The organism is Sphingomonas sp. MMS24-J13, from assembly GCF_044905095.1.
In the GTDB taxonomy this organism is placed as follows: domain Bacteria; phylum Pseudomonadota; class Alphaproteobacteria; order Sphingomonadales; family Sphingomonadaceae; genus Sphingomonas_I.
In genome coordinates this window covers 2,857,402-2,874,201 of record NZ_CP173258.1, presented here as the reverse complement: position 1 = coordinate 2,874,201, position 16,800 = coordinate 2,857,402, and the positions used below count along the sequence as shown (strand labels likewise).

Annotated in this window: 9 protein-coding genes and 1 pseudogene; 5 read left to right on the top strand and 5 right to left on the bottom strand. The window is 65.3% G+C overall.

Translation table 11 applies throughout. The features are described 5' to 3' along the window. Positions 1-5: 5 nt before the first annotated feature. The gene (locus tag AB4Z44_RS13310) at positions 6-1,598 is read right to left on the bottom strand and encodes a CHAD domain-containing protein (RefSeq protein WP_404710179.1); all 1,593 of its coding nucleotides are present in this window, start codon (positions 1,596-1,598) and stop codon (positions 6-8) included. Here AB4Z44_RS13310 and AB4Z44_RS13305 point away from each other — a divergent pair. Continuing rightward, a complete protein-coding gene (locus AB4Z44_RS13305; protein ID WP_404710178.1) occupies positions 1,580-2,689 on the top strand; it encodes a glycerophosphodiester phosphodiesterase in 1,110 nt (369 codons plus the stop codon). The genes AB4Z44_RS13310 and AB4Z44_RS13305 overlap by 19 nt on opposite strands. 159 nt (positions 2,690-2,848) lie before the next feature. Beyond that, positions 2,849-4,267 (top strand): spinster family MFS transporter, encoded by a 1,419-nt coding sequence (locus tag AB4Z44_RS13300; protein ID WP_404710177.1) that lies wholly within the window; start codon positions 2,849-2,851, stop codon positions 4,265-4,267. A 25-nt stretch (positions 4,268-4,292) separates the two neighbouring features. Here AB4Z44_RS13300 and AB4Z44_RS13295 read toward each other — a convergent pair whose 3' ends face one another. From AB4Z44_RS13295 to AB4Z44_RS13280, 4 genes and pseudogenes are all read right to left on the bottom strand, one after another. Continuing rightward, the gene (locus tag AB4Z44_RS13295) at positions 4,293-4,754 is read right to left on the bottom strand and encodes a hypothetical protein (protein WP_404710176.1); all 462 of its coding nucleotides are present in this window, start codon (positions 4,752-4,754) and stop codon (positions 4,293-4,295) included. A gap of 38 nt (positions 4,755-4,792) precedes the next feature. Further along, positions 4,793-7,921 carry a TonB-dependent receptor domain-containing protein gene (locus AB4Z44_RS13290; protein WP_404710175.1) on the bottom strand — a complete coding sequence of 1,043 codons (3,129 nt, stop codon included), beginning with the start codon at positions 7,919-7,921 and terminating at the stop codon, positions 4,793-4,795. Between the two features lie 267 nt (positions 7,922-8,188). Next, positions 8,189-10,672 carry an ABC transporter permease gene (locus tag AB4Z44_RS13285; RefSeq protein WP_404710174.1) on the bottom strand — a complete coding sequence of 828 codons (2,484 nt, stop codon included), beginning with the start codon at positions 10,670-10,672 and terminating at the stop codon, positions 8,189-8,191. Continuing rightward, positions 10,669-11,345, bottom strand: a pseudogene (locus AB4Z44_RS13280) (ABC transporter ATP-binding protein). Before AB4Z44_RS13280 ends, AB4Z44_RS13285 begins: the two are co-directional and overlap by 4 nt. Before the next feature lie 35 nt (positions 11,346-11,380). Here AB4Z44_RS13280 and AB4Z44_RS13275 point away from each other — a divergent pair. The 3 genes from AB4Z44_RS13275 (at position 11,381) to AB4Z44_RS13265 (ending at position 16,693) form a co-directional block, all read left to right on the top strand. Continuing rightward, the gene (locus AB4Z44_RS13275) at positions 11,381-12,031 is read left to right on the top strand and encodes an arylesterase (protein ID WP_404710173.1); all 651 of its coding nucleotides are present in this window, start codon (positions 11,381-11,383) and stop codon (positions 12,029-12,031) included. Positions 12,032-12,210: 179 nt separating this feature from the next. Continuing rightward, positions 12,211-14,268, top strand: coding sequence for a filamentous hemagglutinin N-terminal domain-containing protein (locus tag AB4Z44_RS13270; protein ID WP_404710172.1), 2,058 nt, complete (start codon positions 12,211-12,213; stop codon positions 14,266-14,268). Further along, on the top strand, positions 14,252-16,693 hold the full coding sequence (locus tag AB4Z44_RS13265; RefSeq protein WP_404710171.1) for a beta strand repeat-containing protein: 2,442 nt from the start codon (positions 14,252-14,254) through the stop codon (positions 16,691-16,693). Before AB4Z44_RS13270 ends, AB4Z44_RS13265 begins: the two co-directional genes overlap by 17 nt. Positions 16,694-16,800: the final 107 nt, after the last annotated feature.

Sequence of the window (16,800 nt, the reverse complement as noted above, 5' to 3'; positions counted from 1 at the left end):
AATTTCTAACGCCAGAATCTTTTCGCCTCGACCAGCGTCTCGAGCGCCTTCTCGGCGCGCTTCAGCAACGCGCCAAGATCCTTAGGCTCGGGCGGGTCACCAAGCTTGTAGCGTGCGAAAATCCCCGGCGCGGTGGCGATATCGTTGAGCAGGCCGAGTTCGTCTTGCAACGTCTCCATCGCTTCGAGGAAATCGCGCTGTCTGCGCAATGCTTTCCTGCCCCGTGAGAGGGACGCGAAGAATTCGGCGGCGTAGCGCAGTTTCTTGGCCTCGATTCGCACATGGTGGCGATGCGCATCGTCGAGTTTCGCCAGATGTCGGCCGCGCTTCCTGAGCCGGCGACGATGGCGGTCGAGCAGGCTTACCGCCACCGGGGCGATTGACGCCGTCGCCGCCTCCTGATCCCTCCAGTCGCCGATGGCCAGCCATTCGGCGAGGTCGAGCATAATCGCGAGCGCGCGATCGGAGGTGAGCTCGGCCTTGGCCAGCTTCAGCGCTTTGGCCCGTTCGCGCGCCAGCCGCCGGTGCACCGTCCCATCCGTACGTTTGAGCAGGACATCGAGGTTGCGGATATCGCCGAGACTGCCGGCCAGCCATTTCAGCTCCTCACGCAGTCGGTCGGCGATCGGATCGTCGCGAACGAGATGCTTGAACAAGGAGAAAACGGATCGCAGCCGCCGCAGGCCCACCCGCGCCTGATGGACTGCATCGGCATCGCCGCTCTCCAGCAGCAGGGCTTCGTTGCGGCGGAACTGACGGATGCACGATTGCGCGATCGCGCCGAATGCCTCGCCCACCGTGCCGTGGCGATCGAGCAGGATCGGCTCGGCCTTGAATGCGCGCTGCTGGCGCCCCTCGACCAAATCATAGCCGCGCTCGGATTTGGATAGCACACCGATCCGCAGCTTCGCCGATTTGGCCAACGTCCGGGCGAGCGCGAACAAGACCGGCGGGCTTCCGGCCTTGAGTTCCAGTTCAAGCTCGGACAGGCTTGCCGTCAGCTCCCCCGCGCGGACCTCGCCGCGATCGAGCGCGATCTCGATCGTCGCGCCGTCGCGGGCGATCGTCCAGATCGTACGGTTGATATCACTGGTGAAGCGCTCCGCGACGGGCTCGCCCTGCAGCAAACTCGCCAGCGGGCCACTGGCGGCATCGATGACAGGCAGGTCGCCGTCGATGCCGCGCTCCCATTCGGGGCGTGCGAACAGCCCGGCGGCGCTGCCGGCGGCCTTGACGGTCTGGATATTTCCTTTGTCGGTCTTGCGGACCCGCAGGGTCAGGCCATTGTCGCGCAGGGCGAGGGTGGGCGTGTCGAAATAGGTGGAAACCAGATGCGCATCGACGCCCGGCTCGGCCGCTAGCGCAGCCGCGATCGCCGCATGATCTGCGGGATCGAGATCCAGCTTGAGTTCGATTTCGGTCGGATCGGCCATGGTTCGCCTTGTCTCCCCGTGCCGCGAACTCCCACGGCCATGGTTCGTCGTCAAACCAATTCGCTTTTGTCGACTTTTGTCATGGTATCGCAACGCACCCGCACGCAAAGGCGCAATCGGCCGGTTTTCGAAGAAGGGTGATGGACATGTTGCGCAGGGAGGCATTGAAGGCCTTGGGAGCAACCGGATTGATCTCGGCCGGTTGGGGCGCGGGCATGGGCGCGCCGCCGCGCCGCAAGCCACTCGTCTTCGGCCATCGCGGCGCCTCGGCCTTGCGGCCCGAGCATACGCTCGCCTCTTATGCCAAGGCGGTGGCCGATGGGGCCGATTTCATCGAGCCCGATCTGGTGATCAGCAAGGATGGCGTGCTGATCATCCGCCACGAGAACAATATCGCCGGCACCACCGATATCGCGAAACATCCTGAATTTTCCGATCGCAAGACCGAAAAGGTGATCGATGGCCAGCGCCAGACCGGCTGGTTCGTCGAGGATTTCACGCTGGCCGAACTCAAGACCCTGCGCGCGGTCGAGCGCCTGCCCCAGCTCCGGCCAGACAATGCTGCGCTCGACGGGCGCTTCGATCTCGTCACCTGGCCCGAGATGATCGATTTCGCGGCAGCGGAATCGCTGGCGCGCGGGCGGACGATCGGGTTGGTGCCCGAACTCAAGCACTCGACCTACTTCCAGTCGATCGGCATGCCGCTCGAGGATCGTTTCCTCGCGACGCTCGCCGCGCACGATTATACGAAGCGTTGCCCGCTGGTCATCCAGTCGTTCGAGATCGCCAATCTCAGATATATCCGATCGAAGCTCGGCCGGCGCGACGGGCTGCAATTGATGCAGCTCACCTCGGGCGACGTGCCCGACCTGCGGCCGGCCGATGTGGTCAAGGCGGGCGGCAAGCTCACTTATGGCGGCATGACCACCCCGGTGGGACTGACCGAAATGGCGTCCTATGCCGACATCTTCGCGCCCGATACGCGCACGATCATTCCGCTCGGTCCCGACAAGCGCCTCGCGGCGCCGAGCCCGGTGACGGCGGATGCGCATAAAGCGGGGCTGCTGGTGATGCCCTATACCTTCCGACCGGAAAATTACTTCCTCGCCGCCGATTTCCGCAACGGCGCGGGCGACGCCGCGCGCAATCCCGAAGGCTCCGTGGCGGAGATGCTGCGGTACCTCGCGGCTGGGATCGACGGCTTCTTTACGGATGATCCCGGTCTCGGCCGCATGGCGATCGACGGGCTTGCCTAATCCAAAGGCCTCTCCCTGAAGGGGAGCGGGCGCTTAGCTTTCCAGCAGCGTCAAACGGTCGCGCCACACCGGTCAAGGACGTAGGCCTCTCCACCGCTTAGCACAGGCAGATTGGGCGAAGACCCATGTGCACGCTACAGGCGCGACGGGAGAGCGAGGATGAAGGCCGAGGCGATCGATACGGGTGGTGCGGGCGCCGCCGGCGCCGCATCCGCGCACGGGCCGGGCGTGGCGGGCGAGGCGCCTGTCGCCGCGGCCCCGGGCGCCGGCACGATTGCGGGCGCGTCGCCGCGCGCTTGGTACACCGTCTGGGTACTCGCCGTGATCTCGATGCTGGCACAGATCGATCGCGGCGTGATGTCGCTGCTGGTCCAGCCGATCAAACGCGACCTTCACCTCACCGACACGCAGGTCAGCGTCCTCATCGGTTTCGCCTTCACCTTCTTCTACGTCGCGGTCGGGCCTCCCATGTCGCGCGTCGGCGATCGCAGCGCGCGCAAGAAGGTGATCGCCGGCGGTCTCGCCGTGTGGAGCGTGGCGACCGCTCTGTGCGGGCTGGCGCAGAATTTCTGGAGCCTGTTCTTCAGCCGCGCGCTGGTCGGCGGCGGCGAGTCCGTCAACGGCCCCGCCTCGCTCTCGATGATCGCCGATGCCGTGCCGCGTGAGCGCCTGCCGCGCGCCTTCGCGATCCTCAATGCCGGGGTGATGGGCGGCATGGCGCTCTCGCTCGTGGTCGGCGGCGTGCTGATCGGGCTGCTCGCCAACGTGAAGCCGATCCCGCTGCCGTTCGGCGGCACTATCCGCAACTGGCAATTGGTGTTCATGGCGGTCGGCATTCCCGGGCTGATCGTCTCGGCCCTGGTGATGTTCACCGTGCCCGAACCGGTGCGCCGCGGTGGAAAACGGCCCGGCGGCTACAAATTGCGCGAAGTGCTGGCCTTCATCGTCGAGCAACGCGCGATGCATTTTCCGCTGCTGGCGGGCATCCTGCTGATGTCGATCCAGAGTTACGGGCTCGGCGCGTGGAATGCGGCCTTCTACGAGCGCACTTACGGTTGGGGCCCGGCCAAGACCGGGCCGCTGATCGGCACCACCACCTTGGTCGCGTCGCTGTTCGGGCTGTGGCTCGGCACGAAGCTGGCCGAATGGCTCGGCCGTCGCCACGACGACGCCAATCTGCGCATGCTGATGATCGCGCAGCTTACCGCCTTGCCGTTCGGGATCATCGGCCCGCTGATGCCGAGCCCCTGGCTCGCGCTCGCCTGCACCTGCGCCGCGGGCGCGCTCGGGGTGATGGGCGGCCCGAGCTACAATGCCGCCATCCAGATCGCCACGCCCAACGAGATGCGCGGCCAGATCAACGCGATGTATCTGTTCATCATCAGTGCCTTGGGCGGCGCGCTGGGGCCGACGTTGGTGGCGCTCGTCACCGACAATATCGCGACCTCGGAATCGCAGCTGCGCTATGTGCTGGTGGGCGTGCGGCTGGCGATCGGGCCGATCGCGGTGCTGCTGATCTGGCTGGCGGTGAAGCCTTATGGGCAGCTGTATCGCACGAAGCTGGATGCGGGGGAGTAGGAGGAAGCAAACGCGGGATGCGTTTTCAGAGCCTTTGACGAGCGGCCTCCGCAACGAAGGAGACCGAATCCCGACTTAACTCTTCCAGCAAGTGCCGTGGAGCTTTGGCGTTGCTCGCCACACTCGCGCGAACACCTTCGTCCGAATCATGTGCTAATTGTTCGAACAGTTTGGCATCCAGCTTCCGTTTGCTGGCCACTGCGCTTCGGACCGTTGGGCTCTTGTCGGTGGCAAGCAAGCGAAGAATATCCAGCGGAATCGTTTTATTATGGGCGACCCACGTGCGCATGCTCGGATAGCGTGAAATAATTTCCAGCCAAACAGCGTCGGGCGCTTCTTCGTTGGCGGCACGCTGATACTCTTCCGCGCGTTCGCTGTCTCTCAGGCGGACAAACTCGGCTGAGGACCTGATCATCCGCTCACTGTAGCAAATGATGGTGCTTTCCGCCACGATCAGGTGGTTGACCACTTGTAACGAGGGGACCAATGTTCCCTCTCCCCCAGAAGGGGAGAGGGAACATTGTTTCAGAATTTCGCCGAAATCGCCCCGTAATAACGCCGTCCCAGAATGTCGTAATTCTGGACGTCGGTATTGCCATAGATACCGCGCACCCGCGGGGGGTTCTTGTCAAATAGATTGTCGACGCCGGCGCGCAGCGTGAAGACCTTGTTCAGGCGGGCTTTCGCGTAGAGATCGAACAGGCTGTAGCTCGGCGTGTCGGCGAAGCAGACCGTCGATTTGCACGCGGTGACGATATAATCCTGCGTCTTGGCCGACGACAGATATTTCCAGCGCAGGCCAAGTTCCGCACCGCCCAAGGTGTAGGACAGGGTCGTGTAGGTCTTCCAGCGGAAGTAACCGCCGGTATAGCCGGCATAATCGAGCGTCGGCGCGCCGGGGCCGACCTGGCGTTTGAAGCTGTCGAGATAGTTGACGATGCCGTTCAGGCCCACGCGGCCCGGGCCGACCTGGACGCGCACGTCGCTCTGGAAATCGAGACCGCTGGTCTTGATCGATCCCTGGTTCAGATAAAGGCTGAACACGCCCGACGGCGCGCCCGTGCCCACCTCCTTCTGGCGGCCGATCGTCTTGCAATAGATATTGTTGGGATCGTAGGTCGGGTTGCTCTGGCCGTTGGCATTGAAGCAGAGCTGGTAGCTCAGGTCCGCGCCGATATAGCCGATCGCGCCCTTCACGGTGATGTTGTAATAATCGAGCGACAGATTGATCCGCGCATCCCCCGGCAGGTTCCAGCGCGGTGCGAACACCGCTCCCACCGTGAACGTATCCGCTTTCTCCGGCTTCAAATCCGGATTGCCGCGCGGATAGGAACTGATCGAGGTTACGCCGCCGCCGACATAATTGTTGAGCCCCAGCGGATCGTTGACCGGATCGAGGATCGGCGGCGCGCCGGTCCCCATCAAAGTGCGGCAGAGCTGCTGCACCTTCGCCCGGTTCGGGTTGGACGGGATGTTGGCATAGGAAGCGGTGACATTGGCCTGGCAGGCGTCGGTCGCGGCATCGAACACCAGGGTCGGCGGGCCGAACTGCTCGTAGACGTTGGGCGCACGCGCGGCGCGCTGGTAACCACCACGCAGCCGCAAGGCATCGAAGACCTGCCAGCTGATGTCCGCCTTGTAGGTGTTGGTCGCGCCCGCGTGGACATAGTTCGAGTAACGGTAAGCGAGATCGACCTCGAGATGCTTGATGAAGGGCAGATCGTCGAGCAACGGCACGAGCAATTCGGCATAGGCTTCGCGCGCCGCATCCGATCCGCTGACCGACTGGATGCCGAACTGGCCGGCCAGATCGGAGCGGTAATTCTGGTCGGGGGTGAAGGCCTTGTCGGCATCGAACCGCAGCGAGGTCTTGCGATAGCTCGCGCCCGCGGCGAAGCGGACGTCGCCCGCCGGCAGCTTGAGCACCTTGCCCTGGATCGTGCCCTCGACGATGTCCTGCTTGATCTTGGTGCGGTTGGTCCAGAACGGGTTGACGAACTGGATGCAGTCGGCCGACACCTGCGGCAGGCTGGCGTCGCCGATCGGGCGGACCCCAACCCCGGTCTGCTCGCCGAAGGGATTGATGCCGCTGGTGCAGCTGCCGTTGGCGTTCTTGAAATTGGCCCCATAATTCGGCGCCTGGATCAATTGTGCGTAGCGGGTGAGCGATGCGAAACCCGAGCGGCCATGATCGGTGAGTTGGGTCTCGCCGTGCGAGCCATAGACTTCCCAGGTGAGATCGCTGCCCGGGATCTTGCCGCGCAGCCCGACCATGCCTTGATAGACGTCGTTGGCATGGTCGACGATGCCGGGGCCCAAGAACGAAAGTGTCTTGTTGAGCCCCCAGGAACCGTTCGGGTCGGCGCGGGAGTCGAGCAAGGCCGCGAATGCCGCCGGGATCGGGTGCGCGGCATCGCGCGGCACGTCGACGTGCCAGCTATTGGCTGCCGTCGGGGGGCCGCCGATCGTGACGCTGTCATAATGCGTGTAGAGCAATTGCCCGAACGCGGTGATGTCCGGCGTCAGTTCGTAGGTGCTGGTGCCGAATGCCGACCAGCGCTTCAGCGGCAGCGACGCGAGCGTATCCGCCAGATAATTCTGCTTGAGCGTCGCGGTGCCGGGCGTGGTGGTCGTGTCGATCGCGAAGCGCGGATAGAGCGTGCCCCGGTAATTGTAGATCGCGGCGCCCTGATCGTTGAACAGCGACCCGTCGGTGTTGAAGCCGATGATCGATGTCGTGCTGACAGCGCCCGCGGGTGCGCCGCCATTCTGCGGCTGGCCGAAATAGGCGTTGAGCGCCGCCTGGCTCGGGCGGTTGGTCGATTGGGTCGGGTTGTAATCGCCCATGCCGAGGAAGTTGGACGAGGAGGGCAGGGTGCCGCGGCGGAAGCCGTCCTTCAGGAACGGGATGTCGGCATTGTCGACCGACCCGCGATCCGAATAGCTCAAGGCCAGCACGGCATTGCCGCGATGATCGGCGAAATTGCCGCCGATCGTCGCTGACAGATCGACGATCCGGTTGTCGCCGCGATCGGTGATCCCGAAATAGCCGTCGAGCGCCACGCCCGTGAAATCGCGCTTGAGCTTGAAGTTGGTGACGCCCGCCACCGCGTCCGCGCCATAGACTGCCGATGCGCCGCCGGTAATGACCTCGACGCTGGAGATCAGCGCCGACGGGATGGTGTTGATGTCCACCGCCAGCGTATCGCGCGTCGCCGGCTGCATGCGCCGCCCGTCGAGCAGCACCAGATTGCGATTCTCGCCCAGATTGCGCAGGTTCAGGGTCGATGCGCCGCTGTTGAAATAGCCGGTCGCGAACTGGCTGTTGCCGGCGCCCGAGAATTGCGGAAGCTGGAGCAGCTTGCTTTCGAGCGCGAAGCTGCCTGTATTTTCCAGCGCCGCATCCTGCACCGTCGTGATCGGCGTGTTCGAGACATAATCGCGCCGCACGATGCGCGATCCGGTGACGACGATGTCCTGCTGACTCTCGGCCGCGTTGGCGTTGGCCTGACTGTTGATCACCGGTTCGGACGGCTTCCCGGCGTCCTGCGCGTGCGCCGGGACGGCAAGAGCCGCCAGGCCGAGCGCCAATGCTGTCGTGCTGACGCGATTATCCCAACGCGGCGCTCGCCGCGGTGCGCAGGTCCGGTCCATACCCTCTCCTATGTGTTTTATCGGGGCCGGTTGGGCCGACCCTCGCACGCTTGATTAAGCGAGTGGCGACGAAATGCGTTGTCCGACGTGGAGCCGCCGTTTGTCGCATTTGGAAAGATAGCTAGGTAAGCAAATAATATGTGGGCTATTGATTGGCCTGCAAACGAGGCGAGAGCCGTCACCCCGGCGAAAACTGGCATCTTAGGGAGGAAGTGAGCGCCCTCGACTCGCCGGAGACCTCAGCTTTCGCTTGGGTGACGGAGGGTCTTAGAGGTCTCGCAATCCCTGCGCGGGCTTCGCCCGAAGCGCGGGCAGGCTGCCGAGTATCCCCACCGCCAGGGTGATCGCGATCGACGCTCCGAGCGTGAACGCAATTGCCCGAGGGTCGGGTGCCCAGGCGATGGCGAACACCTTGGCCACCACATACCAGCCTGCCGGCACACCCACCGCCACCGCGACCAGCGAGAGCAGGGCCGACAACAAAAGATATTCGATCGCCTGCCCCAGCAGCACCTGACGGCGGCTCCCGCCGAGCAGCTTCAGGATCATCACGTCATAACGCCGCGCCTGCCCCGATGCGGTCACCGCGCCGATCAGCACGATGATCCCTGCCGCGATCGTCACCGCTGCCGCCGCGCGGATCGCGAAGCCGATCTTGCCCAGGATATCGCTCACCTGGCTGATCACATCACCGGTGCGCAGCATCGTCACCGACGGCAAAGCGCGGCCAACCGCGCTCGCGATAGCATTGTCGCGGGCAGGGGGTGCGTAGATGGTCGCGAGCAGATTGTGCGGGGCTTCCTGAATGTAACTGGGCGCGAACACCAAAGCGAAATTGAGCCCGAGCCCGCCCCAATCGACCTTGCGCAACGCCGCGATCTTCGCTGGAACCTCGACGCCCAGTACCGCCACTGTGATCGTGTCGCCGATATGGAGGCCGAGCGTCTGCGCGGCGCCATCCTCCATCGAGACGAGCGGGGCACCGTGATAATCTGCCGGCCACCATTGGCCCTGCGTCACATGGTTGCGCGGAGGGATGGGCGCCGACCAGGTGATGGTGCGGTCGCCGCGCAGCAGCCAGGAATCGGGCGGGCTCTTCATGTCCGCGACCCGCTGGCCGTTGAGCGCGACGATCGCGCCGCGCAGCGATGGCACTGCCTCGATCGTCGCACCGGGGGCCGCGCCGTTGACCAGTGTGCGGAAGCGGGCCTCATCCTCGGGCTGGAGATCGATGATGAAGAAACGCGGCGCCTTGGCGGGCGCGCCCGCGGCGATCTCGCTCGACAGGCTGGTGTTGATCACCGCCAGCGCCACGAACAGCGAGAAGCCGAGCCCCAGCGCCACCACCAGCCGATCGGTCTGCGCGCCCGGCCGGTGGAGATTGGCAAGCGCCAGCCGGAAGAGCGGACGGCGCGGGCGCGGCAGCCGCGCAAGCACGAAGCGCAAGACCAGCCCGAGCAGCCACAAGGCTGCCACGAGCAGGATCGTCGCACCGACGAAGCCGAGCGCGATCGTCCGGTCGCTCGCGGTCAGCACCGCCAGTGCGATCAGGGCGAGCAACAGTGCGATCATGCCGGCGACGACGATCAGGCTCGGGCGGTAGGTGGAGGCGAGGGCGTCGCGCAGCAGGGTCGCGGCGGGCACCGATCGGGCGCGTGCCAGCGCCGGCAGCGCAAACAGCAAGGCCACAAGCACGCCGAGCCCGGTCGCGACCAGCAGCGGCGCCGGATAGAGGCCGAGCTGCGGCGTCACCGGCAGCGCACTGCCCGCCACCTCGGTCACAAGCCACGGCAAAGCGGCACCGACAGCGAGTCCGGCGACGATGCCGCCCCCCGCCACCAGTCCAAGCTGGATCAGGAACATCGTTGCGATCGTGCGAGAGTGGGCGCCGAGCACCTTCAAGGTCGCGATCGCACGGGTCTTGCCGGCGAGATAGGCACTGACCCCGCTGCCGACCCCGATCCCGGCGATCGCCAGCGCTGCCAGCCCCACCAGCAGCAGGAACTGGCCGAGCTGCTCGATCCCCCGTCTGAGGGTGCCGGCCGCCTCATCGGGCGCGCGGGCGGTCCAGCCGGCGCTGGGGAACATATGCGTGAAATGGTCGCCGAGCTTCTTCGCATCGGTGCCGCGCGGCAGCAGCATGCGATAGCGGCTCTCGTAGAGGCTGCCCGGCTGGATCACCCCGGTGGCATCGAGCCCGGCCTGATCGATCAGCACGGTCGGCCCGAAATTGAAACCCTCGCCAAGGCTGTCGGGATCGGTCGCGAGCAGCCCGACGATCCGCATCCGCGCGAGCCCGATCCTTACCGCATCGCCGACATGCAGGCCGAGCCGATCGGCCAGCGCCGGCGCGATCACCGCCTGCAACCCGTGCGGGCGGACGTTTGGCTTGACCATCAATTGCCCGATCAAGGGCCAGCGATCGTCGACCGCCTTCAAGGCGACCAGCACCGAACCGCGCCCGTCGATCCGCTCCGCCATCGCCCGGCTACGGATGATCTCGGACACCGTGCCCGCCGCGGCGAAGGCGGCGCCTTCCTCGACCGTCGCGCGGCGTTGCGAGACGCGCATCTCCAGATCGCCGCCGAGAATCGAGCGGCTCTGCGTCTGGAGCGCGCCGAGAATGCTGGCCGAGAGGCTGCCGATCCCGCTGAGCGCAGCCGTGCCGAGGAACAGGCACAGAGCGAGCAGCCACAGGCCGCGGCCGCCGGCGCGGAGGTCGCGCAGCGCAAACCGCCAGCCGAGCGTCACCGGTTGCGCCGGTCCGCGACGATACGTCCGTCGGCCAGCTCGACCACGCGCGCGCAGCGCTCGGCGAGCCGGGCGTCGTGCGTGATGACGAACAAGGTCGCCCCGGTCTCACGATGGCGTTCGAACAGCAGATCCATGATCGCAACCCCGGTCGCGGCGTCGAGATTGCCGGTCGGTTCATCGGCGAAAAGCAGGCCCGGGCGGCCGACCAAAGCGCGGGCGATCGCGACGCGCTGCTGTTCTCCCCCGAAAGCTGGGCGGGGTAATGGCGCAGTCTCTTGCCTAGCCCGACCGCATCGAGCTCGCGTGCCGCGCGATCGAACGCGTCCGGCTCGCCGGCCAGTTCGAGCGGCACCGCGACATTCTCGAGCGCGCTCATCGTCGGCAGCAAATGGAAGGCCTGGAGCACGATCCCGATCCGCCCGCGCCGCGCGATCGCCAGCGCATCCTCGTCGAGCCGCGCGAAATCGAGCCCGCCGACGAGGACGCTGCCAACGGTCGGCTGTTCGAGCCCCGAAAGCAAGGACATCAACGAGGATTTGCCCGATCCCGATGGTCCGAGCAGGGCGACGCTGTCGCCGGTGCTTACCATCAGATCGAGATCGTGAAGGATATCGACACGGGCGGGCGGGCGGCCGAGCGACAGCGCAAGATTGCGCGCCTCGATCGCGATGCTATCCGCAGGCGGTGATGATGGAAAGGCTGAGGATGGCACGGCGTTCGCGATATGGTGTCGGCAGGCTGCTTGTCCATGCCGTGTTTGCAGGTGCAGCATTGATATCTGCGCCGGCCTACGCTGGCGGCCCGCTGATCTGGGCGTTGGGGGATAGTCTCACCGCGGGTTACGGCCTGTTGCCGAAGGATGGCTTCACCAATCAGCTCGAGGCCGGGCTGCGCCGGGCGGGCGTACCGGCGACGGTGAAGAATGGCGGGGTTTCGGGGGACACCAGCGCGCAGGGACGGGCCCGCTTGCTGTGGGGGTTGCGTGGGCTGGGCGTGAAGCCAGATCTCGTGATCGTCGAGCTCGGCGCCAACGACATGCTACGCGGATTGCCCACCGCTCAGGCCAGCGCCAATCTCGCCGCGATCCTCGCCGAGTTGCAGCGACGGGGCATCCGTACCCTGGTCGCAGGCATGAAGGCGCCGCCGAACCTCGGGCCGAACTATCGCCGCGCCTTCGATGGCATGTATCCGGCGCTCGCCGCCAAATATCGTGCGCGGCTCTATCCCTTCTTCCTTGATGGCGTGGCGGGTAATCGCACGTTGATCCAGGCGGACGGGTTGCACCCTAATCCCAAAGGTGTGCAGATCATCGTCGGGCGAATGGTGCCGGCTGTGAAGGCTGCGCTCAAGGATTAGCCAGTTCGTAATAGCTGGAAAGAAGCTGGCGTTACGATAAACATGCCGAGCTAAACCTTTGTGAACATGTGAATGCCTGTCCTCTGAACAGGTTAATAAAATGATTTACTGCCTTTCCCGCTGCACGTTGCGGCGAACCGTGCTAGATGGCGCCAGACAAGCGTTACGGGGGAAACGCCATGAGACGATTTGATTCGGCCGCCGCGCCCGCGCGTTTTTCGGGCTCGAAGGGCCTTCAGGCGCTCTTTCTCCTCGGCGGTTCGATGCTGGCGGCATCGGTCGCGCTGGCCAATCCGGTGTTGCCCAATGGGGGAGTCGTCGGCGCCGGATCGGTCAATATCGGCACCGGTCCGCAGCAGGTCACCGTCACCCAGAGCAGCACGCGCGCGGTCATCGACTGGTCGGGTTTCTCGATCGGCAGTGGCGGTATTGTGCGGTTCGACAATGGGAGCGGCGCGACGCTCAATCGCGTCAAAGGCGGCGGCGTGTCGCAGATCGACGGCCTGCTGTCGGCGAGCGGTTCGGTCTATCTGATCAACCCCAATGGTGTCGTCGTCGGCAAAAGCGGCGTGGTCGATGTCGGCGGCAGCTTCGTCGCCTCGACACTCGGCATCGACAATGATCGCTTCATGGCGGGCGGCGACCTGGCGCTGTCGGGCACGTCGAACGCTGCGGTCGTCAACTTCGGCCGGATCGGCACGCTCGGCGGCGACATCGTGCTGAGCGCGGCGTCGGTGACCAATGACGGCACGATTGCGGCCAGCGGGGCGGTGGGATTGCTTTCGGGTTCGGCGGTCCTGCTGCGCGACATCGCCACCGACGCGGGCAAGTTCGCGGTGCGGGTGGGCACGAGCGGCGGATCGGTCACCAACAGTGGTGCGATCAAGGCGGCGATGGCCGAACTGCGCGCCAATGGCGGCAATGTCTACGCGCTCGCGGGCAATACCGGCGGACTGACCCAGGCGACCGGGGTCGGCGCGAAGGACGGCAAATTGTACCTCATCGCCGAGGGCGGCGATCTGGTGGCCGAAAGCACGCTTTCGGCGCGCGCCAAGGGCGGGGCGGGCGGCTTCATCGAGACGTCGGGCGATCATGTCGATTTCACGCGTGCGACGATCGATACGGGCGGCGGTAACTGGCTGATCGATCCCTATGACCTGACTATCAATGCGTCCGCCGCGTCGACAATCGGCACCGCACTTTTCACCAGCGACGTGACGATCAAGACGACGCAGACGGGCGCCAGCGGTCCCGGCGCGCAGAACCCGGCTGGCTCGGGCGACATCACGCTCGCAGCACCGCTCGCCTGGAACAGCGCGCACGCGCTGGTGCTCAGCGCGTATCGCGACATCAACGTGAACGGCAACATGTCCAATGTCGGCGCGGGCAAGATCGTTTTACGCGCCGACAATTCAGGCACCGGGATCGGCACGGTCACGTTCGGAACGGGCGTCAAGGTGACGACGCCCGGTACCTTGAGCATCTATTATCATCAGGATGCTTATGCCCCGCCGGTCGATTTCAGCAGCCACCTCGGCGGTGGCGCGGGGCTCACGACCTATTATCTGATCAGCAATCTGGCGCAGTTGCAGGCGATCGGCGTCTCCCTCAACGGCAATTATTTCCAGAATGCCAATATCGATGCGTCCTCCAGCGCAGGCATGAACGCGGGCGAGGGCTTCGTGCCGATCGGCGACAGCGCCGGCGGCTATGGCGCCGCAAGCTCGTTCCGCGGCAATTATTTCGGCAACGGTTTCGCCATCACCGGCCTGACGATCAACCGGCCGCGCAACTCGTATTTTACCGGGCTGTTCGCCTTCGTGGACGGCAGCGTCCAGGACGTCACGCTCGTCAATGCGAATATCACCGGCGGTTATATGACGGGCGGCATCGCCGGTCATGCCAACGGCAAGCTGACCGGCAACCTCGTCGGCGGGCTGGTGTCGGGCAATGGATCGGTCGGCGGTGTCGTCGGCGTGTCCGCCGGCATCAACGATTCCAACATGTCTACCGCCGCCGTCAGCGGAACGACCTCGGTCGGCGGGTTGGCCGGCCAGGCGAGTAAAGATGTCACCAATGGCACCGCCACCGGTTCGGTGACCTACGCTGGCCCGTCTTCGAGCACGGGCCCCTATGCCGGCGGCCTGATCGGCAATGCCGACGGCCACACCGTCGTCAGCGCGTCCTATGCCAGCGGCAAGATCACCGGGACGGCAGGCGGTGGCCTGTTCGGCTAATTATGGCACGGTTTCGTCATCTTACTGGGATGTCACGACCAGCGGGCGCAGCGTCGCCGCCGGTATCTCGGGTGGAGCGCCGATCGGGGCGACCGGCTTGACCGGCGCGGCGCGCTATCAAAAGGCGAGCTATGGCGGGCTGGATTTCTCCGCCAGCGGCCACTGGGTGATGATCGAAGGCAGCACGCGGCCCTTGCTCAAGATGGAAGCGTCGAACGTCATCACGAACGGCCATGCGCTGCAGCTCGCCGCGCTGCGGAGCGATGCGTACTATACGGTGAAGGGCGAGATCGATCTCAGCGAAACCGCCAACCCCTCGGGCATCTGGGCCGCGGCGGGCTTCATTCCGATCGGCAACGATACGAACCCGTTCACGGGACTGCTTCAGGCGAGCGGGACTGCGGTGATTTCGGGCCTCGCCATGAGCCGTCAGTACGGATCGGTCGGGCTGGTGGGCGTACTCGGGGCTCACGGCGTGATCAGCGGGATCCAGCTGGTCGGCGCCAATATCACTGGCACCGATGCGGTCGGCGCGCTTGTCGGCATCAATCACGGCTTGATCACCGACAGCGCGTCGACCGGCGTGGTGAAGGGCGCCAAGGCCGGCGGCCTCGTCGGCTGGAATTATGGTATCATCACCAAATCCTCGTCGATCGCGGCGGTCACCGCGGGCGTCAACGGCCGGGTGGGCGGCCTTGTCGGCTATCAAACGGCGACCGGATCGATCACCGATGCCTATGCCGGTGGCGCGGTCACCAGCACGGCTGCCGGCAATTACGCCGGCGGTCTGGTCGGCTGGGACGTCGGCGGCACCATCAGCAACGCTTATTCGACCGGCGCGGTCACCGCGGCGAGTGGTTCGATCGGGGGCGGTCTGGTCGGCAGGATCAGCGCATCGGGCAGCGCGGTCGGCACGCTCAAACTCGGTTACGCATCGGGCAAGGTCAGTGGTGCCGGTACGCTCGGCGGGCTGGTGGGCCAGCAGGATGCCAGCACGAGCTTGAGCAATCTTTACTGGGATAGCGGCACGACCGCGCAGGCGGCGGCCATCGGATCGATCGTCGGCGGTACCCGGGCCAATCTGGTCGCGGTGGGCGGCACATCGGGCAACGATGCCTATGCGCAGGCGACCTATCGCGCGCTCAATTTTGCAAGCTACTGGGTCATCCTGTCGGGCGACACGCGGCCGATGCTGTCGTCCGAACTGCAATCGAAGATAACGACACCCCACCAGCTGCAAATGCTGGCTGTCGCGCCGGATTCAGGCGCGTCGTACCAGCTCGCGGCGGATATCAACGGATCCGCCGTGACCAATCCCTCGGATGTCTGGCGGGCTTCCACCGGCTTCGCGCCGATCGGATCTTTGTCCGGCTTCTCGACCATTTCGCTCGACGGGCAGAATCACAGCATCTCCAACCTCGTCATCAACCGCCCGACCGCCGATAATGTCGGCCTGTTCGGCTTCGTCCGGAGCGGCACGATCCAGCGGATCAGGCTGGTTGGAGGGACGGTCAATGGCGGCACCGATGTCGGCGGGCTAATCGGCTTGAACGCAAGCGGGATGGTCGTCAGCGTGTCCAGCTCGATGGCGGTCACCGGCACCGATTTCGTCGGCGGGCTGGTCGGCGAGAATATGGGTTCGCTCCAGTCGTCGTCCGATAGCGGTGTGACCAGCGGGGGCGGCCATGTCGGCGGGCTGGCGGGTGACAATCTTGGTTTGATCGATCGGAGCAGCGCCACCGGCACGGTCACCACGGCCGGCAATTTCGCCGGCGGCGCGATCGGCAAGAACCAGGGCCTCGTGACCCGGACGACCGCGTCGGGCGCGGTCACCGGCAATTACATGGTCGGCGGCCTGACCGGCAGCAATACGCTCGGCGGCGTGATCGCCGGATCGCAGGCGACCGGCGCGGTGCGGGGCGCGCGCTGGACGGGCGGTCTGGCAGGCAACAATGACGGCACGATCGCGCGCTCGTGGGCCGGCGGCGCAGTCAAGAGCATCGGGCAGCTCACCGGCGGTCTGATCGGCAAGAATAGCGGCACCGTGAGCGACGTCTATGCGACCGGCAAGGTCAATGGCGGCACCACGACCGGCGGGCTCATCGGCTGGAATGCGGGTACCGCAACGGTGATACGCGGCTACGCTGCGGGCGTGGTGACCGGCACCAGCCAGGTCGGCGGCGTGGTCGGTTTCAACGATACGGGGGCGACCGTCACCGATGTCTATTGGGATCTCGGCACGACCGGGGTGGCGGTGGCGGCCGGGCTCGATACCGGCACGCTCACCGGCGTGACCGCGATCGGCGCCGGGACATCATATCCCGCCGATACGAACAGCAGCTATCCTGCTTTAGATTTCACCGCGATCTGGCGGTCGACCAACTCGTCCTACGGTGTCCGGCCGACGCTCGATCCTCTGCCATAGTCGATCGAAGTGTTCGGGCGATGAGATGGTGTGACCGTTATCGAACAGGTTAATATACTCGTTTACTGCCTTTCTCACTGTACTTTGCGTCGGTACGTGCTAGATTC